General features: G+C 49.9%; 22 protein-coding genes and 1 other RNA gene. 13 read left to right on the forward strand and 10 right to left on the reverse strand.

All coding sequences use genetic code 11. The features are described 5' to 3' along the window. Positions 1 to 4: 4 nt before the first annotated feature. Positions 5 to 325, reverse strand: a complete 321-nt coding sequence (locus A7983_RS14465; RefSeq protein WP_005976085.1) for an MGMT family protein — start codon at positions 323 to 325, stop codon at positions 5 to 7. A gap of 173 nt (positions 326 to 498) precedes the next feature. Here A7983_RS14465 and ffs point away from each other — a divergent pair. Next, an RNA gene (ffs, locus tag A7983_RS14470) (signal recognition particle sRNA small type) lies at positions 499 to 595 on the forward strand. Positions 596 to 1,050: 455 nt separating this feature from the next. On the opposite strand, the gene A7983_RS14475 is transcribed toward ffs, so the two are convergent. The 6 genes from A7983_RS14475 to A7983_RS14500 form a co-directional block, all read right to left on the reverse strand. Beyond that, positions 1,051 to 1,254, reverse strand: coding sequence for an HHA domain-containing protein (locus A7983_RS14475; protein WP_005976087.1), 204 nt, complete (start codon positions 1,252 to 1,254; stop codon positions 1,051 to 1,053). 55 nt (positions 1,255 to 1,309) lie between these two features. Further along, positions 1,310 to 1,678 carry an Hha toxicity modulator TomB gene (tomB, locus tag A7983_RS14480; protein ID WP_005976089.1) on the reverse strand — a complete coding sequence of 123 codons (369 nt, stop codon included), beginning with the start codon at positions 1,676 to 1,678 and terminating at the stop codon, positions 1,310 to 1,312. A gap of 759 nt (positions 1,679 to 2,437) precedes the next feature. Next, a complete protein-coding gene (gene ykgO, locus A7983_RS14485) occupies positions 2,438 to 2,581 on the reverse strand; it encodes a type B 50S ribosomal protein L36 (protein ID WP_005976091.1) in 144 nt (47 codons plus the stop codon). A gap of 17 nt (positions 2,582 to 2,598) precedes the next feature. Beyond that, the gene (locus tag A7983_RS14490; RefSeq protein WP_005976093.1) at positions 2,599 to 2,847 is read right to left on the reverse strand and encodes a type B 50S ribosomal protein L31; all 249 of its coding nucleotides are present in this window, start codon (positions 2,845 to 2,847) and stop codon (positions 2,599 to 2,601) included. Between the two features lie 235 nt (positions 2,848 to 3,082). Next, positions 3,083 to 6,211 (reverse strand): efflux RND transporter permease subunit, encoded by a 3,129-nt coding sequence (locus tag A7983_RS14495; protein ID WP_005976095.1) that lies wholly within the window; start codon positions 6,209 to 6,211, stop codon positions 3,083 to 3,085. Between the two features lie 28 nt (positions 6,212 to 6,239). Next, a complete protein-coding gene (locus tag A7983_RS14500; RefSeq protein WP_005976097.1) occupies positions 6,240 to 7,433 on the reverse strand; it encodes an efflux RND transporter periplasmic adaptor subunit in 1,194 nt (397 codons plus the stop codon). A 141-nt stretch (positions 7,434 to 7,574) separates the two neighbouring features. Here A7983_RS14500 and acrR point away from each other — a divergent pair, with 141 nt between their 5' ends. Beyond that, complete coding sequence (gene acrR, locus A7983_RS14505; protein ID WP_039477785.1) at positions 7,575 to 8,216, forward strand: multidrug efflux transporter transcriptional repressor AcrR; 642 nt, start codon at positions 7,575 to 7,577, stop codon at positions 8,214 to 8,216. A 35-nt stretch (positions 8,217 to 8,251) separates the two neighbouring features. Here the strand turns inward: acrR and rsmS are convergent, their stop codons facing one another. Both rsmS and priC read right to left on the reverse strand, forming a co-directional pair. After that, complete coding sequence (rsmS, locus tag A7983_RS14510; protein WP_005976102.1) at positions 8,252 to 8,431, reverse strand: pleiotropic regulatory protein RsmS; 180 nt, start codon at positions 8,429 to 8,431, stop codon at positions 8,252 to 8,254. Positions 8,432 to 8,468: 37 nt separating this feature from the next. After that, positions 8,469 to 9,005 (reverse strand): primosomal replication protein PriC, encoded by a 537-nt coding sequence (gene priC, locus A7983_RS14515; protein WP_005976104.1) that lies wholly within the window; start codon positions 9,003 to 9,005, stop codon positions 8,469 to 8,471. A gap of 174 nt (positions 9,006 to 9,179) precedes the next feature. On the opposite strand from priC, the gene A7983_RS14520 reads away from it, so the two are divergent. The 8 genes from A7983_RS14520 to hemH all read left to right on the forward strand — a co-directional run bounded on the left by A7983_RS14520 (position 9,180) and on the right by hemH (position 17,815). Next, positions 9,180 to 9,575 carry a DUF454 family protein gene (locus A7983_RS14520; protein WP_005976106.1) on the forward strand — a complete coding sequence of 132 codons (396 nt, stop codon included), beginning with the start codon at positions 9,180 to 9,182 and terminating at the stop codon, positions 9,573 to 9,575. Positions 9,576 to 9,791: 216 nt separating this feature from the next. Beyond that, positions 9,792 to 10,346 (forward strand): adenine phosphoribosyltransferase, encoded by a 555-nt coding sequence (gene apt / locus A7983_RS14525; protein ID WP_005976108.1) that lies wholly within the window; start codon positions 9,792 to 9,794, stop codon positions 10,344 to 10,346. A gap of 74 nt (positions 10,347 to 10,420) precedes the next feature. Next, complete coding sequence (dnaX, locus tag A7983_RS14530) at positions 10,421 to 12,493, forward strand: DNA polymerase III subunit gamma/tau (protein WP_005976110.1); 2,073 nt, start codon at positions 10,421 to 10,423, stop codon at positions 12,491 to 12,493. Between the two features lie 40 nt (positions 12,494 to 12,533). Further along, positions 12,534 to 12,863, forward strand: coding sequence for a YbaB/EbfC family nucleoid-associated protein (locus tag A7983_RS14535; RefSeq protein WP_005976112.1), 330 nt, complete (start codon positions 12,534 to 12,536; stop codon positions 12,861 to 12,863). Further along, positions 12,863 to 13,468, forward strand: coding sequence for a recombination mediator RecR (recR, locus tag A7983_RS14540; RefSeq protein WP_005976114.1), 606 nt, complete (start codon positions 12,863 to 12,865; stop codon positions 13,466 to 13,468). The genes A7983_RS14535 and recR overlap by 1 nt, the downstream gene beginning before the upstream one ends. Positions 13,469 to 13,643: 175 nt before the next feature. Continuing rightward, a complete protein-coding gene (gene htpG, locus A7983_RS14545; protein WP_172645129.1) occupies positions 13,644 to 15,527 on the forward strand; it encodes a molecular chaperone HtpG in 1,884 nt (627 codons plus the stop codon). Positions 15,528 to 15,788: 261 nt separating this feature from the next. Continuing rightward, on the forward strand, positions 15,789 to 16,433 hold the full coding sequence (gene adk / locus A7983_RS14550) for an adenylate kinase (RefSeq protein WP_005976118.1): 645 nt from the start codon (positions 15,789 to 15,791) through the stop codon (positions 16,431 to 16,433). A 419-nt stretch (positions 16,434 to 16,852) separates the two neighbouring features. Continuing rightward, positions 16,853 to 17,815, forward strand: a complete 963-nt coding sequence (gene hemH, locus A7983_RS14555) for a ferrochelatase (protein ID WP_005976120.1) — start codon at positions 16,853 to 16,855, stop codon at positions 17,813 to 17,815. Positions 17,816 to 17,924: 109 nt separating this feature from the next. Here hemH and ybaL read toward each other — a convergent pair whose 3' ends face one another. Further along, positions 17,925 to 19,610, reverse strand: a complete 1,686-nt coding sequence (gene ybaL, locus A7983_RS14560) for a YbaL family putative K(+) efflux transporter (protein ID WP_005976122.1) — start codon at positions 19,608 to 19,610, stop codon at positions 17,925 to 17,927. 669 nt (positions 19,611 to 20,279) lie between these two features. Here ybaL and ushA point away from each other — a divergent pair. The 3 genes from ushA to A7983_RS14575 all read left to right on the forward strand — a co-directional run bounded on the left by ushA (position 20,280) and on the right by A7983_RS14575 (position 26,665). Next, on the forward strand, positions 20,280 to 21,929 hold the full coding sequence (gene ushA / locus A7983_RS14565) for a bifunctional UDP-sugar hydrolase/5'-nucleotidase UshA (protein WP_005976124.1): 1,650 nt from the start codon (positions 20,280 to 20,282) through the stop codon (positions 21,927 to 21,929). Between the two features lie 232 nt (positions 21,930 to 22,161). After that, the gene (locus tag A7983_RS14570; protein WP_005976126.1) at positions 22,162 to 24,219 is read left to right on the forward strand and encodes a discoidin domain-containing protein; all 2,058 of its coding nucleotides are present in this window, start codon (positions 22,162 to 22,164) and stop codon (positions 24,217 to 24,219) included. 292 nt (positions 24,220 to 24,511) lie between these two features. Further along, complete coding sequence (locus tag A7983_RS14575; protein ID WP_005976128.1) at positions 24,512 to 26,665, forward strand: carbon starvation CstA family protein; 2,154 nt, start codon at positions 24,512 to 24,514, stop codon at positions 26,663 to 26,665. Positions 26,666 to 26,741: the final 76 nt, after the last annotated feature.

The raw sequence follows: 26,741 nt of genomic DNA on the forward strand, positions 1-26,741 counted from the left end.
GCCGCTATGGCGCGTATTGCCAGCGATATTTAGCAAGATCAATCTTACCCTGACGATTGAAAATCACGCCTTCCGCCTGTAACGCTGATTTCTGACGTATGTAATCTCCGCCGACGAGCGATATTTCGCCTTTACGATTGATTACCCGATGCCAAGGGAGTTTGCTGTCTTTCGGGAGGCGTTTTAACACACCGCCGACTTGCCTGGATGCTCTTGGGGAATCGGCAAGTTGCGCGATGTCGCCATAGGTCGCTATTTTTCCATAGGGGATCGCCGCGACAATTTGAAAAACGCGTTGGCGGAAATTATCGTTTTCTTCTGACATCCGCGGATATTCCTGCTGTTTCTAAACCGGTTGAACATCATAGTGGCATAGTGAGGTGAGTAAGAAAACAACGGTTAGTATGGGTTAGCTTGCAATTGCCTATCTCATCGCCGATAATGCCCACCGCTTTGTGACGCACAGTAGAACTGTTACAAAGCCGCCAATGGAGGCCCTGTCGGTTCTCCCGCAACACTACCCTGTGGACTCGGTCAGATCCGGAAGGAAGCAGCCGCAGCAGGTGACGTGTGTGCCGGGATGTAGCTGGCAGGGCCTCCACCATTTCTGCTCTTATGCCAATACTCTACCGTCGAATTGATCTTCATCCTCTGCCCATAAACCCAATTCTCAGCCATAAAACCACTCTCATACGTAATCTTTGAGCCGCCATTCGCCGCATTTTATAGGTGTCGTTGACCGATTTCTGTTTCTTCTGGAAGGGGACTGATTTCTTTACTTAGCGATTAATAATTGCGCCAATTATTACGACTCTTGTTTTCATCACGGGATATACTATTAATGATGTTATCAATGCGGCTGTTATAAATGATAAACGGAGGGCAATAAATGAATGGGATGAAATGGTTTTTCATTTTTTCTTATGTCAAAAAATACAATTTGTTACAAGTCTTATTCAATTAATACGTTAAAATGAGAATGAAAACAAAGGCCGATAATATTATCGGCGCAGTGTATTAATGCCAGCTTTTTACACGTCTCGTTAGGGATTAACGGACGTATCGCCATACTGCGGTAGGAACTTTGTCGTAGAGTTTGTTCATCGTTAACTCTGCCAGGCGATGATCGGCTGCAGAAAAGAACATCTCCAGTTCATCATTGGAGAGTTCATACTTGTTTTTTTCAATAACGCGTTCGAGAGTGTCAATGGTTGTGCATTTACGCAAACGCATCAAATAGTCGATTTTTTTCATAATGGCCTATGCAAACAGTACCTGGTGGTTAAAATTTATATAAATAAATTATTGCTTAAGTTTTAGCAGGCGTACAGACGTTCTCCCCTGAGAACATTCCGAATAATTTTGCTTTGGACTTCTGCCAGCGTCGTAGTTCAGCGTCATTAATACCATAGTTGCTAAACAAGACGTAAGTATCATCCAAATATTTTTCAACCTGCTCTGAAAGCTCACTTTCGTTAGGGTATTTTATTTTAAATGTGAGAATAAACGTAGCGATATGCTCAATAAGCTCATTTAATTGGAGATTGATCGCAGAAGTTGGATCATTGACCCAGCCGTGACTGCTATCGCCTAACGTTGCTATGCTCTCATCACACAGATTCTCACATAAGAATCTGAGTTGGGCAATATCATAATGCTTTGGTGTGTACTCATCCATATCAATCCCTCCGTTAAGCCGTTATTCAGTGTTACTGCGGTTAACACCTGGTAAACAGGTAGACTGACGAAGCCTGCAAGATAAAGACGCTAGCATTGTTTCGTATTCATGTTGTTACAGAGAATGCGTTGAGCCATTGTAATTCGTTCAGCACTGAATGAGACAACAGCGATTTTCGTACCTCTCACATATTACTATGTCGCGAAACTGGGTTGGCGTAAATACCAACACAGCATGACTTAACCTTAAGTATAGCTATACCCTTAATATTTCAAGCTGCATGTTCGTTGATTGCGTTTACTCACCAAAATCACTTACCTAAGTAAGTTCATTGGGATTCCCTCTTTGTCGCGTTACGAGGCGCATAAAAGAGCCTTGCCCGGCCAACATATCACGTCGTTCAAAACGATAACATTTTGTCCTGCAACGCGAACTATTTTGAGTATATATATGACTATAGCAAAAGCGTGCGTAAAATTCGCGGATAGGATAATAGATAAGGTTTTCACTGCTAGTTATTTTGATTAACTCTCAAATTTTTTGTAACAATGAGCATAGAATAAACTCGATGGCGGCTTATTTAATTATTTCTATCTGAAAATATGAGAAAGGGTAGAAGGAATGCGAAGGAATTGCTCTGTTGATAAGGTACAGTGATTGTTGTTATCTTATTGTTTAATAAGTTTTTTAATGAGAATCATCCCGTACAGCCATACTAACGCCATAACATAGGCTGTATCGGGATGTGATAGAGAAAGATTAACCTTTTTTCTTTTTTCCGCCCTGCACAGCTTTAAAGCGCGGATTGGATTTACATATAACGTAAACTCGCCCGCGACGACGGACCACAATACAATCTTTATGACGATTTTTTGCTGAACGCAGCGAACTAAGCACCTGCATTTAATAACCCTCTCTGATTACTTGAAGAAGTTCCCAAAGCGCTGCTGGAAGCGCGCCGTGCTGCCTTCTTTGGAATATTCTTTTTGCTTCCCGGTGTAATAGGGATGAGATGCCGAAGAAACATCGATGGTGACGTAAGGGTAGTGGGTACCCTCCAGTTCGATTGTCCGATCGGTTTTAATAGTTGACCCTGTTCTGTAATAGACATCCGCGCTGGTATCATGAAATACCACTGTGCGATAGTCAGGGTGAATTCCTGCCTTCATTGTTGCCTCATTTGTTATGTTATAACATATCTATCATGTTGCGCTTTTTTATCATCAGGATCAACCATTATGTTTCGGTTAAGCGGCAGCATTCTCTACGTCGCTATAGATACGGATAAGATGCAAAGAAAAACACCGTACACCGTTTAGCTCGGATGAGTCGGGATAGGGCAGGGAGGTAAAAAAAAGGCCGCGAGGCGGCCTTTTAGGATGGTTATCGGTGGATAGTGAAGTATTAGTGAGCTGTTGTATCGTCGGTTTTCTTACCGAAGCGACGACGGACCACAACGAAGAACACGGGAACGAAGAAGATAGCCAGCACGGTTGCTGTAATCATCCCGCCCATTACGCCAGTACCAACGGCGTTTTGTGCACCGGAACCAGCACCACTACTGATGACCAGCGGCATTACGCCGAGGATAAAGGCAAGTGATGTCATCAGGATTGGGCGTAAACGCATACGTACTGCATCCAGCGTTGCTTCTATCAGGCCTTTCCCTTCTTTCTCCATCAAATCTTTAGCAAATTCGACGATCAATATGGCGTTCTTCGCGGATAGCCCTATGGTTGTCAGCAGGCCCACCTTAAAGTAAACGTCGTTTTCAAGACTTGTCATATTTGCTGCGATCAATGCACCGATGATCCCCAATGGAACGACCAGCATGACGGAGAACGGTATTGACCAGCTCTCATAAAGCGCTGCCAGACACAGGAACACGACAATCAGTGAAATGGCATAGATTGCAGGTGCCTGATTACCAGATAACCGCTCTTGATAGGACATCCCCGTCCATTGGTAGCCAATACCTTGCGGTAATTGGGCCACGAAACTTTCCATCAATGCCATCGCCTCGCCGGTACTCTTACCTGGCGCGGCTTGACCTTGGATCTGCATGGATGGTTGGCCGTTATAACGTTCCAGACGCGGTGAACCATATTCCCAGTGGCTCTGCGTGAATGCAGAGAATGGCACCATTTGCCCATTGCTACCGCGGATGTACCAGTTTTTGATGTCATCCGGCAGCATACGGAAAGGCGCATCGGCCTGAACGTAAACTTTCTTCACGCGACCGCGATCGATAAAGTCATTCACATAAGATCCACCCAGCGTTGTTGCCAACGTTGAACTGATATCTGATAGTGACACGCCAAGCGCCTGTGCTTTTTCCTGATCGATATCAAGACGGAACTGCGGTGTATCTTCCATCCCGTTAGGACGAACTTGCACCAGCGTATCAGGATGTTGTGCCGCCATGCCTAGCAGTTGGTTACGTGCTTCCGTCAGTTTTGCATGCCCAAGGTTGGCTTGGTCAATCAACTGGAAGTCGAAACCTGTTGCGGTACCCAATTCGATAATCGCAGGAAGGTTGACTGCGAAAACCATCGCTTCTTTATACTGACTAAAGGCAGCGTTTGCTCGGCCTGCAATCGCCATAACTTTATTTTCTGCGCCGCTTCGTTCACTCCAGTCACTCAGGCTGGCGAAGGCCAGACCGGCATTCTGCCCACGACCAGAGAACCCGAAGCCCGTCACGGTAAACACAGACTTGACGTTATTCTTCTCATTTTCGAGATAATATTGCGTCATTCTGTCCATGATTTTTTGGGTGTTTTCCTGTGTCGCACCGGAAGGCAACTGAACAATGTTCAGGAGAACCCCTTGGTCTTCGTCCGGCAGGAAGGACGTCGGCAAACGTAAGAACAAGAGTGCGAGGCCGACAACAATCAACAGATAGATAACGAGATAACGACCGGTACTACGCAGAATATTAGCAACGCTGTCGGTGTAGTGATGCGTGCTCTTCTCAAACACTTTGTTGAACCAGCCGAAGAAGCCGGTTTTCTCACTGTGATCGCCTTTGGCTATCGGTTTTAACAGTGTTGCACAAAGGGCAGGTGTCAAAATCAATGCAACCAGAACCGACAGCACCATCGCGGAAACGATTGTGATGGAGAACTGGCGATAGATTGCCCCTGTGGAGCCACCGGTAAACGCCATCGGGACGAATACTGCGGACAGTACCAGTGCGATACCGACGAGTGCGCCCTGAATCTGTTCCATGGAACGTTTTGTCGCTTCCTTAGGCGGTAACCCTTCTTCCGCCATAACGCGTTCCACGTTTTCCACGACAACGATGGCGTCATCCACCAGAAGTCCGATGGCGAGAACCATCGCGAACATTGTCAGAGTGTTAATGGAATAGCCAAAGGCGGCAAGGATAGCAAATGTTCCCAGCAAAACGACCGGTACCGCGATGGTTGGGATCAGCGTAGCGCGGAAGTTCTGCAAGAACAGATACATCACCAGGAAGACCAGTACGATGGCTTCCACCAGTGTTTTCACTACTTCGTTGATGGAAATCTTAACGAAGGGCGTTGTATCGTACGGGTAAACGACTTTCAGGCCGGAAGGGAAGAACTCTTCTGCTTTGGTCAGTGCATCTTTTACTGCGGTTGCGGTATCCAGCGCGTTAGCGCCTGTTGCCAATTTAATGCCGATACCGGCAGCGGGTTTCCCGTTGAAACGTGCAATAACGTCGTAGCCTTCTGCTCCCAGCTCAACGCGTGCAACGTCTTTAAGGCGAACCTGAGATCCATCAGTGTTAACTTTCAGCAGTATTTTAGAAAATTCTTCTGCTGAATTCAGACGGGTCTGAGCAATGATCGAGGCATTCAACTGCTGGCCGGGAACAGGTGGAGCACCTCCCAATTGTCCTGCGGCGATCTGGTTATTTTGAACACGAATTGCGGCGCTGACGTCACCTGCGGTTAACTGATAGTTATTTAGCTTGTTCGGATCCAGCCAGATACGCATGGCGTACTGGGAGCCAAATAGCTGCGCGTCGCCTACGCCGGATGTACGGCTGATAGGGTCTTTAACGTTAGCGGCCACGTAGTCAGCGATATCTTCCTGTGACATTTTACCATCTTCACTAATGAAGGCGGCAACCATGAGGAAGCTGCTACTTGATTTCTGAACGTTAACCCCTTGCTGCTGTACTTCCTGGGGTAGCAGCGGCATAGCCAGTTGCAGCTTGTTCTGCACCTGAACCTGCGCGATGTCGGGATCGGTTCCGGCCTCAAAGGTCAGCGTAATCTGGACTGTACCTGAGGAGTCACTGCTTGATGACATATACATCAGGTTATCGATACCGTTCATATTCTGTTCGATAACCTGCGTAACGGAATCTTGCAGCGTTGATGCATCGGCCCCTGGATAATTTGCTGTTACGTCAATCGCGGGGGGGGCGATCGTCGGATACTGGGCAATAGGTAATTTAACAATTGCCAGCAACCCCGTCAGCATCACCATGATGGCGAGTACCCATGCAAAAATGGGTCGATCTATAAAAAACTTAGCCATGAATTGTACCGGCTCCTGTTAGAACGTCTTAAGACTTCGCGGGTTCTGCTGACGCTTGTTGCGCCTGCTGATTTTCTGGAGCGACTTCTTGAGTTTTCACCTGCGCACCGGGTCTGATTTTTTGCAGACCAGTGAGAATAACGCGATCGCCCGCTTTCAAGCCTTCGGTGACCAACCATTTGTCACCAATTGCTTTACTGGTTTTAAGCGTGCGTGGTTCCACTTTATCGCCTTCCCCAACAACCATTGCCGTGGCCTGACCACGTGGATCACGGGTGATACCTTGCTGAGGAACTAACAAGGCTGTTGGGTTAACACCTGAGTCGAGGCGAGCCCGTACAAACATGCCGGGCAGCAGGTTATGCTGCGGGTTAGGGAAAATGGCGCGCAGCGTGATGGAACCCGTGGTTTCATCTACCGTAACATCAGAGAATTCCAATGTACCGGTCTCTGCATACTCAGTACCGTTTTCTAACAGCAGACGGACGTTCGCTTTGCCTTGATTTTGTTTCAGCGTGCCGTTTTCCAGCTCTTTTTTCAGTTGTAGAAAATCATTACTGGATTGAGTGACATCAACATAGATCGGATCAAGCTGCTGCACGGTTGTTAATGCCGTTGCTTGCCCGGTTCCCACCAATGCGCCTTCCGTCACCGTGGATTTCCCCACGCGGCCTTCAATTGGTGAATTGACTTTGGTGTAAGCCAGATTGATTTGCGCGGTGTCTACTGCCGCTTTGGCCGCCAGAACCGCTGCGTCAGCCTGACGGGAAGTGGCGACAGCCTGATCGTAATCTTGCTTGCTGACGTAGTTGGTGCCCAGCAGCGGCTTATAGCGGTTAACCGTCAGGCGTGCAATTTCTGCCTGAGCCTGAGCTTGAGCAAGTGAACCTTTGGCGCTGTTGTAGTTCGCCTGATAGGTTGCAGGATCGATCTGATACAGTGATGCACCAGCTTTAACGTCAGATCCTTCAACGAAGTTGCGTTTTAGGATAATTCCGCCAACCTGTGGGCGAACCTCAGCAATGCGGTAAGCACTTGTACGGCCCGGCAGTTCGGTCATGACATTCAGTGCTTCCGTTTTCAACGTAACAATACCCACTTCAGGCATCTGCTGCTGTGCGCCGCCCTGCTGATTGTTGCCGCTATCACATCCTGCGAGCATTAAGCCGCCAGAAAGCATCAGAACTGCCGCCAGAGGCGTTAGCCCTCTGTTTTTGTTCATAGATAAACCTCAAGTGTCCGATTTGAAATTGACCAATGGATCACAAGCTCAAAAACCCATTGCTGCTATAGTCTTATGTTCATGCTATGTTACATACATTCTTGAATGTATGTAAATCACGCTTCCTTCAAATACAGCGATATGGCACGAAAAACCAAAGAACAGGCTCAGGAAACCCGACAACATATACAGGATACTGCGTTGAGAGTTTTCTCTGAGCACGGTGTGTCTGCGACTTCATTGTCTGACATTGCGATAGCTGCTGGCGTGACCCGCGGTGCTATTTACTGGCATTTTAAGAATAAAGCCGAAATCTTCGATGAGATCTGGGCACAGGCAGAGTCAAAAGTCAGTGAGTTCGAAATAGAGTATCAGACAAAATTCCCTGACAATCCACTCCGCGTGATGCGTGAATTATTGATTTATATGCTGCGTTTAACGGTTAATGATACGCAGTGGCGTTCCATTATGGAAATTTGTTTCCATAAATGCGAGTTTGTCGGCGAAATGTTGCAATCTTATAATGCGCGCAAAGAGCTTTATCTTTCTTGCTATGTTGATATCGAAGAAAACCTGATTAAGTGCATTCGTATGGGGATGTTGCCGACGGATATTTACCCCCGTCGCGCTGCGATTGCGCTGCGTGCCTATTTTTCCGGCGTGATGGAAAACTGGTTATTTATGCCGGAAAGTTTCGATCTCGATCAGGAAGCACCAGCACTGGTGGATGCCTTTATCGATATGTTGCATTTTAGCCCTGCGCTGCGCAAACCTGCGGTGTAAGTTGTGGCTTGCCACTCTGCCGCTAAGCTCCTGAACTATTCGTTCTGAGAGGAAAATTTTGCGTCATTTTTTTCTTGCGAGCGCTTTTTCTCAAAATCAGCCCGTACCATTTCCAGTGCGGCTAGTGCAATGTGTGGTGCGATCTGGTTCTCTTCCAGCAACATAATCAAATCGACCGCCAGCTTGACTTCGGGTGGGGCGTTTTCAAGTGACATCAATCAATTCCTCTTTTTTCTCTGCGAAGCCGCTACGCTACAACCCTTGCTCCCGACGTTCGATCTGACGTTCTAATCGTGACAGTGCCTGACGGCAGCGTGAAAGTCGTCCTTCCAGTGCCGCTAGCTCTTTTTGCAACCGCTGTTGCTCGCTGAAAAGCGTCTGTGTGATGAGCAGACTTTCTCTATCCTGAATCATGGAAAGCAAACGGCGTTCATAATCCTGATGCTCTGCTAGCTTGTGATACACATCTTCCGGCTGTGGCGTGGTTCGTTGCTCTTGTCTGCGTAGCGATTGTGTCGCCAGTTCACGCTGCAAGGCGGCTATCTGGCTGACCAGCTTTTCAGCCAAAAATGCTACACGATCGGTGCGTTGCTCGGCGACCAGTTGTTTTATTGTATGCAGGTTTTGCTCAACCTCGGCGCGATAGTCGCGTAATCGGGTGCCGTAACTGCTAAAAAGCTGACGATCAAAGCGTGATTGCGGCACCGCTTTATCTGCCAGCGGTTCCAACTCTTTCGACAGCGTAGTAATTTGTTGCTCAAGCGCCTGCAGTAATTGATGCGTGTTCACTTTTTTCCCTTGTGGTTAAGGTCAATGATTCAGCCAGCCTACCCAGACGTAATATGTCAGCATGGTAGGTTAACGGCACCTTGTGGCCTGCATGAGGATATCTTAACTAATCCGTCGGGCAAGGTGGTGATAAAGTATGATGTTCGTTGTAGCGAACAAAGCGTAAAGGTGAATATGTATCGTGTGTTGCTGATTATACTGGGGTGGGTTTCCGTTGTGCTGGCAACGTTGGGCGTCGTGTTGCCTTTATTACCGACCACGCCTTTCTTGTTACTGGCCGCCTGGTGTTTTGCTCGCTCTTCTCCGCGTTTCCATGACTGGCTACTGTACCGTTCCTGGTTCGGTAGCTATCTGCGCCATTGGCAACAACACCGGGCATTGCCGCCGGGAGCAAAGTGGAAGGCCGTCGCCTTGATCCTGCTGACGTTCGCGCTTTCGCTCTGGTTGGTCAAGCTGGTGTGGGTCAGGATTTTGCTATTGGCGATTTTGGCTATTTTGTTGACCTTTATGCTTCGTTTACCCGTGATTGATCCAGAACAACAAACGCAGGGCGCGGATCCGAAAAGATAGCGCAAACGGCGGCCCCATGGTGGGTAGACAAAAAATATCCACCCAGAGTGCGGATGGTTGCATTTATCCGTCACTTTGACTAGATTTGAGCGTTTTCGTGCACGGGTCGCCATTTTCCTCTTTGTCATAATGCTTATTCATCGCATCACGCGATGGTGAAAGCCTTGTGGCGACCGGCATTTGTATGTTTAGAACGTTTTATCAGGCACAACTATGATGACCGTAACAGCCCAGCAGCAGGCAGAATTAATTAAAAACAGTATCAAAAGCATCCCCGATTATCCGAAGCCGGGCATACTGTTCCGTGATGTCACCAGCCTGCTGGAAGATCCCGTGGCCTATGCGGCCAGTATTGAGATGCTGGCGAACCGCTACCGCAACACCGGTGTGACGAAGGTTGTCGGCACGGAAGCGCGTGGTTTTCTGTTTGGCGCACCGGTTGCTCTGGCGCTGGGCGTGGGTTTTGTGCCCGTGCGTAAACCGGGCAAGCTGCCGCGTCCGACGATCGGTGAAAGCTATGAGCTGGAATATGGCTCAGATACGCTGGAAATTCATGCAGATGCGATCTCCGCTGGTGATAATGTGCTGGTGATTGACGATCTGTTGGCAACCGGGGGCACGCTCGAAGCCACGGTGAAATTGATCCGCCGTCTGGGTGGCACAGTGAATGATGCCGCTTTTATCATTAACCTATTCGATCTGGGTGGTGAACAACGCCTGACCGAGATGGGTGTAACCTGCTATAGCCTGGTTGACTTCCCCGGACATTAATCATAACAGTCTCGCCGATAGCGGCGTGGCTGTGTTAGCATGATCGCCTCAATAACTCGACTGTTGCGGTATTGATGAGCTATCAGGTTCTTGCCCGTAAGTGGCGTCCCCAAACCTTTACCCAAGTTGTCGGTCAGGAACATGTCCTGACCGCGTTGGCTAACGGCCTTTCCTTAGGTCGAATTCATCACGCCTATTTGTTTTCTGGCACTCGCGGTGTCGGGAAGACGTCGATTGCCCGTTTGTTGGCAAAAGGGCTGAATTGCGAACAGGGCGTGACGGCAACGCCCTGTGGTCAGTGTGATAACTGCCGCGAAATCGAGCAGGGCCGTTTTGTCGATTTGATCGAAATCGATGCCGCGTCTCGCACTAAAGTCGAGGACACGCGCGATCTGCTGGATAACGTGCAGTACGCTCCTGCGCGTGGGCGATTCAAGGTGTATCTGATTGACGAAGTACACATGCTATCGCGCCACAGCTTTAATGCGCTGCTGAAAACGTTGGAAGAACCGCCTCCACACGTCAAATTTCTGCTGGCGACCACCGATCCGCAAAAGTTACCGGTGACCATTCTGTCGCGCTGCCTGCAATTTCATCTCAAAGCGCTGGATGTCGAACAGATTCGCGCTCATTTGGAACAGGTATTACAGGCGGAAAATCTGGTCAGTGAACCACGAGCGCTGCAACTCTTGGCGCGTGCTGCCGATGGTAGCTTGCGTGATGCACTGAGTTTGACCGATCAGGCTATTGCCATGGGGCAGGGGCAGGTCACGACCGCTTCAGTCAGCCAAATGCTTGGCACGTTGGACGACGAGCAACCGCTGGCAATTATCGAAGCGCTGGCGAAAGGCGATGGCGCACAGGTGATGTCGTTGTTAGATCAGGTTGCGGCACGCGGTGTGGACTGGGAATCGTTGCTGGTGGAAACCCAGACGCTGTTACATCGTATTGCGATGGTTCAACTGTTGCCTGCGGCGTTGGGCGATGATTACGCTGCCGTTGAAGCCCGTATGCGAGAGTTGGCCCGTGCGCTGCCGCCAGCGGACGTGCAGCTTTACTACCAGACGATACTGATTGGCCGCAAAGAGCTGCCTTTTGCACCCGATCGTCGGATGGGCGTTGAAATGACGCTACTGAGAGCGTTGGCGTTTCACCCCAGTCAGATTATCGCTGAACCTGTGGCACCTGTAAGCGCTACGCCTGCTCAGGCTACGCGTGCGCTTTCTATTCAACCTTCTGTGCAGCAGCCCGTTGTGACAACATCGGCGACGGTTCGTGCACCAATGCAGCAACAGGCTGAATCTCATGACGACGCGCTGCCATCATCTTATTCTTCCGAACCGCCGATGGATGCCTCTGCATATGCGCCGCCGTTAGGAGAACAGACGGTGTCGGCCAGTGCAGCGGATCAACATGGTGAGAGCGAACTACCCGATGCGACTTCTCAACTGTTACAGGCTCGCAGCCAGCTATTGCGAAAGCAGGGGAGTACGCCACCAAAAAAGGCTGAACCGGCAGCGTCTGACAACACGCGGCCGGCAACTTCAGCGCTGGAGCGATTGGCTTCGGTAACTGAGCGTAGCATTCAACGGCAAAACGCGAAAACCTCTCCTTCCGAGCCCAAAAAGCCGGAAGCGTACCGTTGGCGTGCGCAAAACAAGGTTGATGAGGTTAAGGTTGATGTGGCGACGCCAAAGGCGCTGCGTTCGGCTTTAGAGCACGAAAAAACGCCGGAACTGGCGGCACGGCTGGCGGAAGAGTCGCTGGAACGGGATGCATGGGCGGCGGAAATCCATCGCCTGACGTTACCAAAGCTGGTACAACAGCTAGCGCTTAATGCGTTTAAAGAGGGTGACGAGGCGGGTAAAGTCCATCTGCATCTGCGTTCATCCCAGCGGCATCTGAATTCGCCTGCGGCGCAAAAGACGCTGATAGATGCATTGACGGCCCACTACGGGCATCCTGTAGAATTACTGATTACTGAAGACGACAACCCAGCGATGCGGACGCCGCTGGAGTGGCGTCAGGCGATATATGAAGAGAAGCTGACGCAGGCGCGTCAGTCGATCCTAGCCGATACGACGATTCAAACGCTGCGGCGTTTCTTTGATGCGGAACTGGACGAAGAAAGTATCCGCCCTGTTTAACCGCTGCGAGTGTGCAGCCCGACGTGATAGAGAGAAAACTATGTTTGGTAAAGGTGGAATTGGCAACCTGATGAAGCAAGCCCAGCAGATGCAGGAAAAGATGCAGCAGATGCAGGAAGAAGTGGCGAATCTGGAAGTCACGGGCGAATCGGGCGCGGGTCTGGTGAAAATCACCATCAACGGTGCGCATAACTGCCGCCGTGTTGAGATCGATCCAAGCCTAATGGAAGACGACAAAGAGATGCTGGAAGACTTGATCGCGGCAGCGTTCAACGATGCCGCTCGCCGCATCGCTGAAACGCAGAAAGAAAAAATGGCATCGGTTTCCAGCGGTATGCAATTGCCGCCGGGCTTCAAGATGCCGTTCTGATGCAGACCAGTCCGCTTCTTGAATCATTGATGGAAGCACTGCGCTGCCTGCCGGGCGTTGGGCCCAAGTCGGCGCAGCGCATGGCGTTTCAACTGCTGCAACGCAATCGCAGCGGCGGTATGCGTTTGGCGCAGGCGTTGACGCGGGCGATGTCCGAAATCGGTCACTGTAGCGATTGTCGGACATTCACCGAGCAGGACGTTTGTGCGATTTGCTCGAACCCGCGCCGCCAGCAAAATGGGCAGATTTGCGTGGTAGAAAGCCCGGCTGATATTCATGCTATTGAACAGACGGGGCAGTTTGCCGGTCGTTACTTTGTGCTGATGGGGCATTTGTCGCCGCTTGATGGCATTGGCCCGGACGATATCGGTTTGGGGCGACTGGAAGAGCGCCTGCAAGTGGAATCGATAAACGAAGTCATTTTGGCTACCAACCCGACGGTAGAAGGCGATGCTACGGCGAACTATATCGCTGAACTCTGCGCGCAACACGGCGTGATGGCCAGTCGCATTGCACACGGAGTTCCGGTTGGTGGTGAGCTGGAAATGGTCGATGGCACCACGCTCTCCCATTCTCTGGCTGGTCGTCAGCCTTTCCGGTTTTAAGCTGTCGGCTGCCAGCGCCACTCTCTGGCAGCCGCACTCTTCTTTTCTTCTCCCACCATTTTATTGAACCGCTGAAATTTACCCCTTGAAATCACCCTGATTTATCCCCATCTGCTACTTATCGTCAGTTTAATCAGCCTGAATAATATTAGGATTGAGGTAAGCAACAATGAGTATGAAAGGCCAAGAAACTCGCGGGTTCCAGTCCGAAGTTAAGCAACTACTGCATTTGATGATCCATTCGCTCTATTCCAACAAAGAGATTTTTCTGCGTGAATTGATCTCCAACTCCTCCGATGCGGCAGACAAATTGCGCTTCCGTGCGTTGTCTACCCCTGAACTGTATGCAGGCGATGGCGATTTGCGCGTGCGTGTGTCTACCGATAAAGAAAAACGTACTCTGACGATTTCTGATAACGGTATTGGCATGAGCCGTGATGAAGTGATTGATAATCTCGGTACAATTGCGAAGTCCGGCACCAAGGCTTTTCTGGAATCCATGGGTTCCGATCAGGTTAAAGATAGCCAACTGATTGGCCAGTTCGGTGTGGGCTTTTACTCTGCCTTCATTGTTGCGGATAAAGTGACCGTGCGTACCCGTGCTGCAGGCGCGAATGCCGATCAGGGCGTGTATTGGGAATCTGCTGGTGAAGGCGATTACACCATTGCCGACATCACCAAAGACGATCGCGGTACGGAAATCACTCTGCATCTGCGTGAAGGTGAAGATGAGTTTCTGGACGACTGGCGTGTGCGTTCCGTCATCAGCAAATATTCCGACCATATCGCGCTGCCGGTAGAAATTGAATCTCGGACAGAAAGCGAGGAAGAAGGCGGTGGGTCCACCGTTAGTTGGGAAAAAATTAACAAGGCACAAGCCTTGTGGACGCGCGGTAAATCTGAAGTCAGCGATGATGAATACAACGAATTTTATAAGCACATCTCCCATGACTTTACCGATCCGTTGAGCTGGAGCCACAACCGTGTGGAAGGCAAGCAGGAGTACACCAGCTTGCTCTACATTCCTGCTCATGCACCGTGGGATATGTGGAATCGCGATCATAAACACGGTCTGAAATTGTATGTTCAACGTGTCTTTATTATGGACGACGCCGAACAGTTCATGCCGAACTACCTGCGTTTTGTTCGTGGCCTGATTGATTCCAACGATCTACCGCTGAACGTTTCCCGTGAGATTTTGCAGGACAGCCGTGTGACGCAGAACCTGCGTAATGCGCTGACTAAACGTGTGCTGCAAATGCTGGATAAACTGGCGAAAGACGACGCGGAAAAATACCAAACGTTCTGGCAACAGTTCGGTCTGGTGCTGAAAGAAGGGCCGGCGGAAGACGGCAGTAACCGCGAAGCGATCGCGAAATTGCTGCGTTTTGCTACCACGCAATCTGACAGTTCCGCACAGACGGTATCGCTGGAAGATTACGTTAGCCGTATGGTGGAAGGTCAGGACAAGATCTACTATATCACCGCAGACAGCTATGCGGCGGCGAAGAGCAGCCCACATCTGGAACTGTTCCGTAAGAAAGGCATCGAGGTATTGCTGTTGTCCGAGCGCATTGACGAATGGATGATGAGCTACCTGACCGAGTTTGACGGTAAATCCTTCCAGTCTGTCAGCAAAGCAGATGACACGTTGGATAAACTGGCTGATGAAGAAAACGATGCGCAGAAAGAAGCACAAAAAGCGCTGGAGCCATTTGTTGAACGAGTGAAAACCCTGCTGGGCGAGCGTGTTAAAGATGTGCGCTTCACATACCGTTTGACCGATACACCTGCGATTGTCGTAACAGATGCCGACGAGATGAGCACGCAGATGGCGAAACTGTTCGCTGCCGCGGGCCAACAGGCACCTGAAGTGAAGTACATCTTTGAACTGAACCCAGAGCATGCGTTAATTAAACGCGCTGCCGACGTTTCTGACGACGCTGAATTTGGCGAGTGGGTTGAACTGCTGCTGGATCAGGCTTTGCTGGCCGAACGTGGTACGTTGGACGATCCGAATCTGTTCATTCGTCGTATGAATCAGCTATTAAGTGCCTGATATTCATGTCCTTCAGATCCCGGTGTCAACCGGGATCTTCCCCGATTTTATGTTTCCTTCCTCTGACGAGGGTTTATTCGTCTACACTGAATGGCAACATTGGGCAGACGGCAAACCGTATTTTTAGGTATCTGGCTTTTTTTCATCTGCCTACACATTGCTGAAGCGAGCCCGTTCCTTGAGCATAAGCGTCTGGAATGGTATGGTTTAGCGTTTTTCAAATTTATTTTATAAATATTACATAGCAAGGGGATTTACGCGATGCGTATTATTCTGCTGGGCGCTCCGGGCGCAGGCAAAGGTACTCAGGCTCAATTCATCATGGAAAAATACGGTATTCCGCAGATTTCCACGGGTGACATGCTGCGTGCAGCGGTAAAAGCGGGTACTGAATTGGGCAAGCAGGCTAAAGAAATCATGGACGCAGGTAAACTCGTCACTGATGAACTGGTCATTGCTCTGGTTAAAGAGCGCATCGCCCAGGACGATTGCCGTAACGGTTTTCTGCTGGATGGTTTCCCACGCACCATTCCGCAAGCTGATGCCATGAAAGATGCAGGCATTGATGTGGATTACGTTATCGAATTTGCCGTTCCTGACGAACTGATTATCGATCGTATCATTGGTCGTCGCGTTCATGCGGCGTCCGGCCGCGTCTATCATATAAAATTCAATCCGCCTAAAGTTGAAGGCAAAGACGACGTGACAGGTGAAGACCTGAGCATCCGTAAGGACGATCAGGAAGATACCGTGCGTAAACGTCTGGTTGAGTACCATCAGCAGACTGCACCGTTAGTTTCTTATTATCAAAAAGAAGCTGACGCGGGTAATACGCGCTACTTCAAAGTGGAAGGTACGCGTAAAGTGGAAGAAGTTCGCGTAGAACTGGAAACTATTCTGGGCTGATTTTTCTAAGCCAACCCAGTTCCACCCTCTGAATGCCAGGCAATCGTCTGGCATTTTTTCGTTTTGAAACTCTTCCTTGTTTATTTTCCCCTATTAGTAGCATCGGCATTACCCCTGTTATCTACCCGTATTTGTTTAGCTTTTTTTCGCTACAATATACCCGTCATACTTCAAGCTGCATGTTCGTTGGCAATACTCGGCACATATCTGGGCCTCGCCCTGAAGGGTCGCCGCAAGCGGCGTTCAAATTGGCTAAGCCAATTTGTCCTTGCTCACCCCAGTCACTTACTTGTGTAAGCTCCCGGGGATTCGTGCGGTTGCCGCCTGCCTGCAACTCGAATTATTTAGGGTATAGACACTTGATGTTACGCACTGGCGGGCTGAAAGAAGGCCTGCTTCTCCATAAAAGGAAGACGGCGATGAAACAAGAGAAATACGGTGTGCTGATGGTGAACTTAGGGACTCCCGATGCCCCGACGCCGCAGGCGGTGAGGCGTTATCTGGCTGAGTTCCTGAGCGATCGGCGTGTGGTGGATACGCCGCGTTTGCTCTGGTGGCCTCTGCTGCGCGGCATCATTCTACCCACTCGCTCACCACGAGTGGCGAAGCTCTATCAATCGGTCTGGATGGAAGGGGGATCGCCACTGTTGGTGATTAGCCGCCGACAGCAGCAGGCACTGGCTGCACGTATGCCGGAAACGCCTGTTGAGCTGGGTATGAGCTATGGTTCGCCCAGCTTGCGTTCAGCGCTGGATAAGTTACTGGCGCAAGGTGTAACGCAACTGGTGGTCTTGCCCATGTATCCGCAATATTCCTGCTCAACGACCGCCGCCGTGTGGGATGGGCTTGCTGCACAACTGCGTGATAATCGCCAACTGCCTGCGATTCGCTTTATCCGTGATTACGCTGAACATCCTGCTTATATTGCGGCGTTGAAGCACTGTGTTGAGCAGTCTTTTGCTGAGCATGGCGAACCGGACAGATTGGTGATCTCCTATCACGGCATCCCTGTACGTTATGCTAACGAAGGGGATGACTATCCGCAGCGCTGTCGGGCGACGACAGAGGCGCTGATTGCCGCACTGGGGTTGCCGGAAGGAAAAATAATGATGACCTTCCAGTCGCGTTTTGGTCGTGAACCTTGGCTGACGCCGTATACGGATGAAACTATGCAGGGGCTACCCGCACAGGGAATCAAACACATTCAGATTATGTGCCCCGGTTTTGCTGCTGACTGTCTGGAAACGTTGGAGGAAATTCAGGAACAGAACCGTGAAATATTCCTCCACGCAGGTGGCGAAGCATTCCACTACATTCCAGCGCTCAATGACGATCCGCTGCATATCGATCTGCTGGAACAGTTAGTGAGCGAAGCAGAGTAGGGGGAGATTGCCTTTGTTTGGCAGCGCTTAAAGCTTTGTGCCTGTATTGCACAGCATAAAAAATGGCGGGCATATTTGCCCGCCATTTTTGTATCTAACGTGTAGTCGTTTAGATAGGGCACGCCTGAGGAGCAGGAGGGATTTCATCCAGCTTCAATAGCGTAATCATGCTGTTGGCGATTTCCCGCTCACCCATTACCACCTCATTGGCACCGTGTTCGGTAATGTAGCTGACTTCATCGTCATAGTGCGCACGGGCGATAATCTCCAGATCGCCGCGCTTCTCACGGGCCGCTGCGACGATTTCACCGGCTTCATAGCCGTTCGGAATCGTCAGTAATAGCCAACGGGCACAATCGAGACGCGCAATATCCATGACTTCAGGCTTGGTAGCGTTGCCCAATACGGCTTTAATGCCTTGCTCACGTAGGGCATCAACGCGTGTACGTGAATTTTCAACCACCACCACAGGAATGCCTGCCTGATGCAATTTGGCACCAATCAGGCTACCCACGCGACCATAACCGACCAGCAGCGCATGGTTGCACATATCAACAGGAATCTGTTTCTCTTCTTCGATGGCTTCTTCTACGATCTGCTCTTCTATTGTTTCGTTCTTCGCCAGATAGCGTTCAAGCAGTGTAAACAGCAGCGGGTTTATCATGATAGAGAGAATGGCACCGGCTAGTACCAGATTTCGGCCTTCTTCGGACAACAGCCCCAACACGATGCCGAGTCCAGCCAAAATAAAGGCAAATTCGCCGATCTGCGCCAGACTGGCAGAAATCGTTAATGCTGTCCGTTTTGAGTGACCAAAGAGACGAACCAGCACGAAAGCGGCCGCTGACTTACCGAACACGATGATTGCCAGAGTAATGAGTACGGAAATTGGGTCGTTCAGCAGGATCATTGGATCAAACAGCATGCCTACAGAAACGAAGAATAGCACGGCGAAAGCATCGCGCAGCGGCAGCGTATCGTGAGCCGCCCGCTGGCTGAGTTCAGATTCGTTCAGTACCACGCCGGCGAAAAATGCGCCCAGAGCAAAGGAGACATCAAACAGTTTCACTGCGCCAAAGGCGATGCCCAGCGCCATCGCTAACACCGCCAGCGTGAAAAGCTCGCGTGAGCCTGTGCTGGCGCTTTTTGCCAACACCCACGGCACTAGACGGCGACCTACTACAATCATCAGGGTGATAAATGCGATGACTTTACCGATGGTCCAGGCTAAATCAGCCAGCAGCTTGCTGGTATCTGCATGCTCAGACCCGATCATGTCACCGAAGGCGGGCAGTAGGACCAGCGTAAGCACCATCGCCAAATCTTCTACGATCAGCCAACCAATAGCGATTTGACCACGCTGGCTATCAATAAGCTGACGCTCTTCCAGTGCACGTAGTAGAACCACGGTACTGGCGGTGGACAGACAGAGGCCAAAAACCAGGCCGCTCGCCAGGTTCCAGCCCAACATGGTGGATAACCCCATTCCAAGCAGCGTTGCCACAGCAATCTGGGCTATCGCGCCGGGAATGGCGATGGACTTTACCGCCATGAGGTCTTTCAGCGAGAAGTGCAAACCGACGCCAAACATCAGCAGAATTACGCCAAGTTCAGCCAGTTCTGATGCTAGTGAAGTATCGGCAACAAAACCGGGGGTAAAAGGGCCGACAAGCACGCCTGCGGCAAGGTAGCCAACAAGGGGAGAGATACGCAGGCGGTTTGCCAGAATACCAAGGATGAAGGCAAGAACCAGCCCCCCAGCGATAGTAGAAATTAGCGGTGTTGCAGCATGCATCCCAACTCCTTGTGCCAGTAGGTGAAACGTAATTGAGCGGATTTACCCTTCTTGTCTTGATGCTACAGCGTGGTTAGCGGCGCTTACGTACCCTTATCACTCTTAATTATGTACCGAAAAACGTATTAGGGGTCGTTCGTTTGCTGTGTGGCTGTAACGCCAATTATTCTGGGTATATATAAATTCTATTGCATGTAGTGAAATGTTGCTTGGGTAAAAGTGGTATTTTATGAAAAATATCAGTTTCTCAAGATAAAGGTAGTGTAACACAGATTTAGGTATGGTTTCCGACGATAAGCATTGATAAACATGTGTAATTATTCTGATAGCAAGATGTTCTTGATGGCAATGACCTATGGCTTTTACGCCTATTCACCAGAATGATTCTATCCACCGGCATAAAATCCCAGAAAACAGAGGATAAACGGTGTGATGGCAGGTTATTCCGATGAAGTATCCATATTAGCAAGTGTTCGTGACGGCGCGACGACAGCGCCATGTCAGTGCTATATCGCTCTAGCTGTGATACCTAATCTGGTTTTGTCGGCTATCGCACATTGCTGAGGGACGCATGAACGTGCCTGGCGCATTGTTCATCTGGCTGTGATAATTTGTGCAATGAATTTCTCGGTGGTTCTACTGCAACTTTAAAATAAACGGAGATTTATCATGCGCTTTTCAATAAAAGCTCTGGGATGTGCGATGGCGGTATCGTTGGCATTAACACCTGTTATGTCAATGGCTTGGGAGAAAGACAAAACATACGCTATCACTATTTTGCATACGAATGACCACCACGGCCATTTCTGGCATAACGATCATGGTGAATATGGCTTGGCGGCGCAAAAAACGTTGGTCGATCAGATTCGTCAGGAAGTGGCAAGTAAAGGTGGCAGTGTATTATTGCTCTCCGGCGGTGATATTAATACTGGCGTGCCTGAGTCTGACTTGCAGGATGCGGAGCCTGATTTTCGTGGTATGAACATGGTTGGCTATGATGCGATGGCGCTCGGTAACCACGAATTCGATAATCCACTGTCTGTGCTGCGCCAGCAGGAGAAATGGGCAAAATTCCCGCTGTTATCGGCCAATATCTACCAAAAAAGCACCGATCAGCGGTTGTTTAAGCCTTATGCCCTGTTCGACAAGCAAGGTGTGAAAATCGCGGTTATCGGCCTGACAACGGATGACACGGCTAAATTAGGTAATCCTGAGTATTTTACCGATATCGAATTCCGTAATCCTTCGGCGGAAGCAAAGCAGGTTGTTGAGCAATTGCGTAAGAGCGAAAAACCGGATGTGATTATTGCCGCAACGCATATGGGGCACTATGACGATGGTAATCACGGCTCTAATGCACCGGGTGATGTGGAAATGGCGCGTAGCTTGCCTGCTGGCTATCTGGACATGATTGTTGGCGGCCACTCGCAGGATCCGGTCTGTATGGCGCAGGAAAATAAAAAGCAGGTGGATTATGTGCCTGGCACGGCTTGTGCACCTGACCGTCAGAATGGCACCTGGATTGTTCAGGCGCACGAGTGGGGTAAATATGTCGGTCGTGCTGATTTCACATTCCGTAATGGCGAATTGAAACTTGAGCATTATCAACTGATACCGATCAACCTGAAGAAAAAGGTAGAAAAAGACGGTAAAACCGAACGTGTTTTCTATACGCATGAAATCACGCAGGACTCTGACGTCATGAAAATGCTGACGCCGTTCCAGGAGAAAGGTCAGGCGCAGTTGGGTATCAAGATCGGTAGCGTGAAAGGTAAACTGGAAGGCGATCGCAATCAGGTACGTTTCCGTCAGACCAATCTGGCGCACGTGCTGCTGTCTGCGCAACTTGAGCGTGCAGAGGCCGATTTTGCCATTATGAGCGGTGGTGGCGTCCGTGATTCGATTGAACCGGGTGATATCACTTATAAAGATGTACTGAAGGTTCAGCCATTTGCGAACACTCTGGTTTATGTAGATATGAAAGGCAGTGACGTCGAGAAATATCTGGCTGTCGCCGCCAATAAAAAGGTGGATTCCGGTGCTTATGCGCAATTCCTTAACGTCAGCCTGACGGCGGATGGACAAGGTGTGCAGAACGTGAAAATCAAAGGCGAACCGTTGCAGGCCGATAAAGTTTATCGTATGGCAACGCTGAATTTTAATGCGATGGGCGGTGATGGTTACCCGCGTCTTGATAACCTGCCAGGCTATGTGAACACTGGTTTTGTCGACGCTGAAGTACTGAAGCAGTACATCGAGAAACATTCTCCGCTGGATGCGGAAGCCTACGCGCCGAAAGGTGAAATCGTTTATAAGTAACTAATAATCATGGCGGTTTTTGTCTTTTCGTTGGTGGCGAAAACCGCTGTTTTTTCTCTAAAATATCGTAAAGAAATGGAATGAATTAAGCTCTTGCTTGTCAATGTGAAATAAATTAATTTATTGATTTTATTCATGAATTTTACTCGAATTTCTTAATGTGCGTTAAAATAATCTCCCCACCAAATAAACGATACTCCTGATGCCTTTTATCAACGGAGTTATCAGTACCATGAAAGATATTAATATCGAAATTAACGTTTGTGACAGCACAGGCAAATCAACATGCACCATCCACCCCCCTATTCCGGTTGATCCCCACACTTGCTGCCATCCCGATAACGGAGGCGGACAAGAACCCGGTGTTTCGGGTGTTTCCTCCGTATTCGGACGCACTGGCATTGTCACTGCACAACCCGGCGATTATACGGCCGATCAGATTACCGAAACCGCCACCAGAGAATTTGCCACGCCGGATGAAAAAGCGGCCTGGAATGCGAAGCAGGCTGAATTAATTTCTGGCACAAATATCCGCACCCTCTTTGGTCAGTCGCTGCTGGGCAGCGGTGATTTGTCACCGACGCTGGCGCAAATGGGCGCATCAGCGGTAGGGCATACTCACACCACATCGGAAATCACCGATTACACGCAAAAAACAAAACAGCTCATCCATTCCTCTCTGGAAGCAGGAACGGGCGTGACGCTGAATTATAATTCTGCGAGTGAAAAAACGATCATTAGTGCGGTGGGCGGTAGTTCTGGCAGTGGTGGTTCCGGCTATGTTGTCGCCGATCGCCAGGGTGCAACGGTGGGGCAAAATCACGCGTTCAGTATTCGTCCACAAAATACATTTAATCTCGCGGCGTATGCGCTGAAGGAAGAAGCGGGTGCGGCAAATCAGACTCATGTTGTTGATGAGTTTAATGCGTCGAGCGAGCCAAATTATCACGCGACCAGCGAGGTTATTTTTGATGGGCAATTAAAACCTTATACAGGTGGAATATATACCGTATCTGTTCAGGGAGATTTTTACGCACTGTCCGTTCCAGGTAAACCGCGAGCATTGTCAATTTCTTGCCTAGATGAATCTATTGTGCCGACAATGACATCAAATACATTCCCTGCAGGGTATGTTGCATCGGCATCATCAAATTATGATCCCCGCTATAGTGCATATCTCGCATTTGATAGGCGTATAGTTTCTGGAGTGGGTTCTGATGCATGGGTTGGGGCGATCGGTGCTATTCCCACAGTGGAAAAACCACAGTGGGTGAGAATAGATCTGCCAAACTCGTTAGCGTTATCGGGTTATTCCCTGACGAATCGCGCGGCTGGTGTCATTAATAGCCCGACAGCATGGAAATTACAAGGTAGTCAAGATGATGGGGATACTTGGGAAACCGTTCACTCGGTTGCTAATGATGTAAATAATGCGGCTGGTGCTGTCAGAAAATTCGTAATTGATGAAACTCCCAGTGAATATTCATCGTATAGATTGTTAATAGAGAAATCATTTTCTAGTGTGAGCGGCGGATATGTAGCATTGAGGGAATTGCAATTATTCCCATTTAACAGATTAATGATAAATTCAGGCTCTGATTGGTATTCAGTATCTAACGGCATTCTTTCTCCTGTTGCTGCACCAGCCAGTGTTGATGATTTTGATGACAATAGTTTTTCACAGTCAGGGGAAATATCTGAATCGCAATTGTCGCAACTGTCAAAAATAAATGTTGTATCTCCAGTAGCAACCAATGTGAAAATTTCATTTACTCCTCACGAACAGATTCTGATTCAAGAATCTTTATTTTCAGTTGCTGCATGGCCACAAATCAACTCAGCAACGCTAACGGCAACGCTAACGGCAACGCAGACAGGCAGCGGTAAAGTACGCGTCGCCGTTACACGGGATCGGGTGAACTGGCATGTCTTGCGGAGCGGGGAATGGGTTGATGTTGGACCTCTGTCAGCAGATACCGCAGGCGCGACCGCGCTGATTGCAGACGGTATGACGCCAGCCGAGCTTGGCGGGATTACTGCGGCACAGTGGACGCAATTGTTCTCATCCAACAACGGCGTACCGGATGCTCTCGCGTTTGCATTCGCACTTGATATCACCGATCCGGTGACAGATGTTGCGACTATTGACCGACTGACGCTGAACGTTAATGACGCATCTAGCTGGAAAGTGCAATCCCCTGCGGAAGTGGAGGTCCGCTGGCGCACCGACAGCGTGACATTCCGCACCGTAGCGGCAGGTAATTACAAACTGGCGTATCAGGTTCCGTAATCGCTCATTCGATTAAACACGCCACTGGCCGCGAATTTCGCGGCCTTTTCTTTTTGGTATGTCCCAATTTTTCTCCAGCCACTCACTGCGTCATTCTAACCGCTTAGCACGCTATTCTGCCGCCTACCCAAATACCCGCCCCACGCGCGTACGTGATGACGTACTGTGCCGCCACTCTCTTCCTTATCTGAAATACGCGATGACTCGCGTTATGGCACGACGCTTTACCAGGGTTTATTTTTCTACCGCTAACAAAATCAAACGATTGTGATTTTTAATTGAAGGATGTCTTATGAAGAGCAATTCCATTCTTAAACACATCCCCTGGATGATTCTTGGAATCATTGGGGCTGCCTGCCTCGGCGTAGTTGCACTACGTCGCGGTGAGCATGTCAGTGCCTTATGGATTATTGTTGCTTCTGTTGCCGTTTACCTCGTGGCCTATCGATACTACAGCCTGTATATCGCACAAAAAGTCATGCAGTTGGACCCGACCAGAGCAACCCCTGCCGTTGTCAATAACGACGGTCTTAACTATGTGCCGACGAACCGTAACGTGCTGTTCGGGCACCACTTTGCTGCTATCGCAGGTGCTGGCCCGTTGGTCGGGCCGGTACTGGCCGCGCAGGTCGGTTACCTGCCTGGCACCTTATGGTTGCTGGGCGGTGTGGTGCTGGCGGGTGCCGTGCAGGACTTCATGGTGCTGTTTATTTCGACCCGTCGTAATGGTGCGTCGTTAGGCGAAATCGTTAAGAAAGAACTCGGCCCGGTACCGGGTACGATTGCGCTGTTCGGCTGCTTCCTTATCATGATCATCATTCTTGCCGTGCTGGCACTGATTGTGGTGAAAGCGCTGGCAGAAAGTCCGTGGGGTGTCTTTACCGTTTGTTCTACGGTGCCAATCGCGCTGTTCATGGGCGTTTACATGCGCTTTATCCGTCCAGGTAAAGTCGGTGAAATCTCAGTAATGGGGATCGTGCTGCTGGTGCTGGCGATCTGGTTTGGTGGTGTAGTGGCACACGACCCGTACTGGGGACCGGCGCTGACCTTCAAAGATACGACTATCACCTATACGCTGATTGGTTATGCCTTCGTGTCCGCCCTGCTGCCAGTATGGCTGATTCTGGCTCCGCGTGACTATCTGGCGACCTTCCTGAAAATCGGCGTAATCGTCGGTCTGGCGATTGGTATCGTGATCCTGAATCCCGATCTGAAAATGCCAGCGGTAACGCAGTTTGTGGATGGCACCGGCCCGGTCTGGAAAGGTACGCTGTTCCCGTTCCTGTTCATTACTATTGCCTGTGGTGCGGTGTCTGGCTTCCACGCGCTAATTGCTTCTGGTACCACTCCGAAATTAATGGCTAACGAAAACGATGCGCGTTTCATCGGTTACGGTGCCATGTTGATGGAATCTTTCGTGGCGATCATGGCTTTGGTTGCAGCGTCTATCATCGAACCAGGTCTCTACTTCGCGATGAATACTCCGCCAGCGGCGTTGGGTATTACGATGCCGGATCTGCATAGATTGGGCACGGCTGATGCGCCAATGATTCTGGCACAGTTGCAGGACGTATCCGCACACGCGGCGGCGACTGTTAGCTCTTGGGGCTTCGTGATTTCTCCTGAGCAAATTCTGCAAACGGCGAAAGACATCGGTGAGCCTTCCGTTCTGAACCGCGCAGGTGGTGCTCCAACACTGGCTGTCGGTATCGCACACGTGTTCCACCAGATCATTCCTGGTGCCGACATGGGCTTCTGGTATCACTTCGGTATTCTGTTTGAAGCGCTGTTCATTCTGACGGCACTGGATGCGGGTACGCGTGCCGGTCGTTTCATGTTGCAGGATCTGCTGGGTAACTTCGTTCCGTTCCTGAAGAAAACCGACTCGCTGATTGCTGGTATGATCGGTACGGCGGGCTGCGTCGGTCTGTGGGGCTACCTGCTGTATCAAGGCGTGGTTGATCCGCTGGGTGGCGTGAAGAGTCTGTGGCCGCTGTTCGGTATCTCTAACCAGATGCTGGCTGCGGTGGCGCTGGTACTGGGTACTGTTATCCTGATTAAGATGAAACGTACACAGTACATTTGGGTCACGCTGGTTCCTGCGGTTTGGCTGCTGATTTGTACCACTTGGGCGTTGGGTCTGAAACTGTTCAGCGACAACCCACAGTTGGAAGGCTTCTTCTACATGGCGAACATGTTCAAGGGCAAAATTGCAGAAGGCGGTGCCGATCTGAGCGCGCAGCAGATCTCGAACATGAACCATATCGTGACTAACAACTATACCAACGCCGGTCTGAGCATTCTGTTTCTGATCGTGGTGTACAGCATTATCGCATACGGTATCAAAGCGGCATTGGCTGCACGTAAAGTAGCTGAACGTACCGATCAGGAAACACCATATGTTCCGGTTCCTGAAGGTGGCGTGAAAGTCTCTTCCGGTCACTAAGCCACACGCGCCCGTCAGATTTTGCGAGACCGCTAGCAAGGTTGAACGTGAAAGATGACGGGTACAGATACCCTGT

Origin of the sequence: Pectobacterium wasabiae CFBP 3304 (assembly GCF_001742185.1) — a bacterium.
In the GTDB taxonomy this organism is placed as follows: domain Bacteria; phylum Pseudomonadota; class Gammaproteobacteria; order Enterobacterales; family Enterobacteriaceae; genus Pectobacterium; species Pectobacterium wasabiae.

Excerpts from the sequence above, each read along its gene's own strand:
- A7983_RS14500 (WP_005976097.1), bottom strand. The coding sequence starts at position 7,433 with ATGAACAAAAACAGAGGGCTAACGCCTCTGGCGGCAGTTCTGATGCTT.
- adk (WP_005976118.1), top strand. The coding sequence starts at position 15,789 with ATGCGTATTATTCTGCTGGGCGCTCCGGGCGCAGGCAAAGGTACTCAG.
- htpG (WP_172645129.1), top strand. The coding sequence starts at position 13,644 with ATGAAAGGCCAAGAAACTCGCGGGTTCCAGTCCGAAGTTAAGCAACTA.
- ushA (WP_005976124.1), top strand. The coding sequence starts at position 20,280 with ATGCGCTTTTCAATAAAAGCTCTGGGATGTGCGATGGCGGTATCGTTG.
- A7983_RS14535 (WP_005976112.1), top strand. The coding sequence starts at position 12,534 with ATGTTTGGTAAAGGTGGAATTGGCAACCTGATGAAGCAAGCCCAGCAG.
- A7983_RS14490 (WP_005976093.1), bottom strand. The coding sequence starts at position 2,847 with ATGAAGGCAGGAATTCACCCTGACTATCGCACAGTGGTATTTCATGAT.
- hemH (WP_005976120.1), top strand. The coding sequence starts at position 16,853 with ATGAAACAAGAGAAATACGGTGTGCTGATGGTGAACTTAGGGACTCCC.
- dnaX (WP_005976110.1), top strand. The coding sequence starts at position 10,421 with ATGAGCTATCAGGTTCTTGCCCGTAAGTGGCGTCCCCAAACCTTTACC.
- ykgO (WP_005976091.1), bottom strand. The coding sequence starts at position 2,581 with ATGCAGGTGCTTAGTTCGCTGCGTTCAGCAAAAAATCGTCATAAAGAT.
- A7983_RS14465 (WP_005976085.1), bottom strand. The coding sequence starts at position 325 with ATGTCAGAAGAAAACGATAATTTCCGCCAACGCGTTTTTCAAATTGTC.
- acrR (WP_039477785.1), top strand. The coding sequence starts at position 7,575 with ATGGCACGAAAAACCAAAGAACAGGCTCAGGAAACCCGACAACATATA.
- A7983_RS14520 (WP_005976106.1), top strand. The coding sequence starts at position 9,180 with ATGTATCGTGTGTTGCTGATTATACTGGGGTGGGTTTCCGTTGTGCTG.
- tomB (WP_005976089.1), bottom strand. The coding sequence starts at position 1,678 with ATGGATGAGTACACACCAAAGCATTATGATATTGCCCAACTCAGATTC.
- A7983_RS14570 (WP_005976126.1), top strand. The coding sequence starts at position 22,162 with ATGAAAGATATTAATATCGAAATTAACGTTTGTGACAGCACAGGCAAA.
- rsmS (WP_005976102.1), bottom strand. The coding sequence starts at position 8,431 with ATGTCACTTGAAAACGCCCCACCCGAAGTCAAGCTGGCGGTCGATTTG.
- ybaL (WP_005976122.1), bottom strand. The coding sequence starts at position 19,610 with ATGCATGCTGCAACACCGCTAATTTCTACTATCGCTGGGGGGCTGGTT.
- apt (WP_005976108.1), top strand. The coding sequence starts at position 9,792 with ATGACCGTAACAGCCCAGCAGCAGGCAGAATTAATTAAAAACAGTATC.
- recR (WP_005976114.1), top strand. The coding sequence starts at position 12,863 with ATGCAGACCAGTCCGCTTCTTGAATCATTGATGGAAGCACTGCGCTGC.
- A7983_RS14575 (WP_005976128.1), top strand. The coding sequence starts at position 24,512 with ATGAAGAGCAATTCCATTCTTAAACACATCCCCTGGATGATTCTTGGA.
- A7983_RS14475 (WP_005976087.1), bottom strand. The coding sequence starts at position 1,254 with ATGAAAAAAATCGACTATTTGATGCGTTTGCGTAAATGCACAACCATT.
- A7983_RS14495 (WP_005976095.1), bottom strand. The coding sequence starts at position 6,211 with ATGGCTAAGTTTTTTATAGATCGACCCATTTTTGCATGGGTACTCGCC.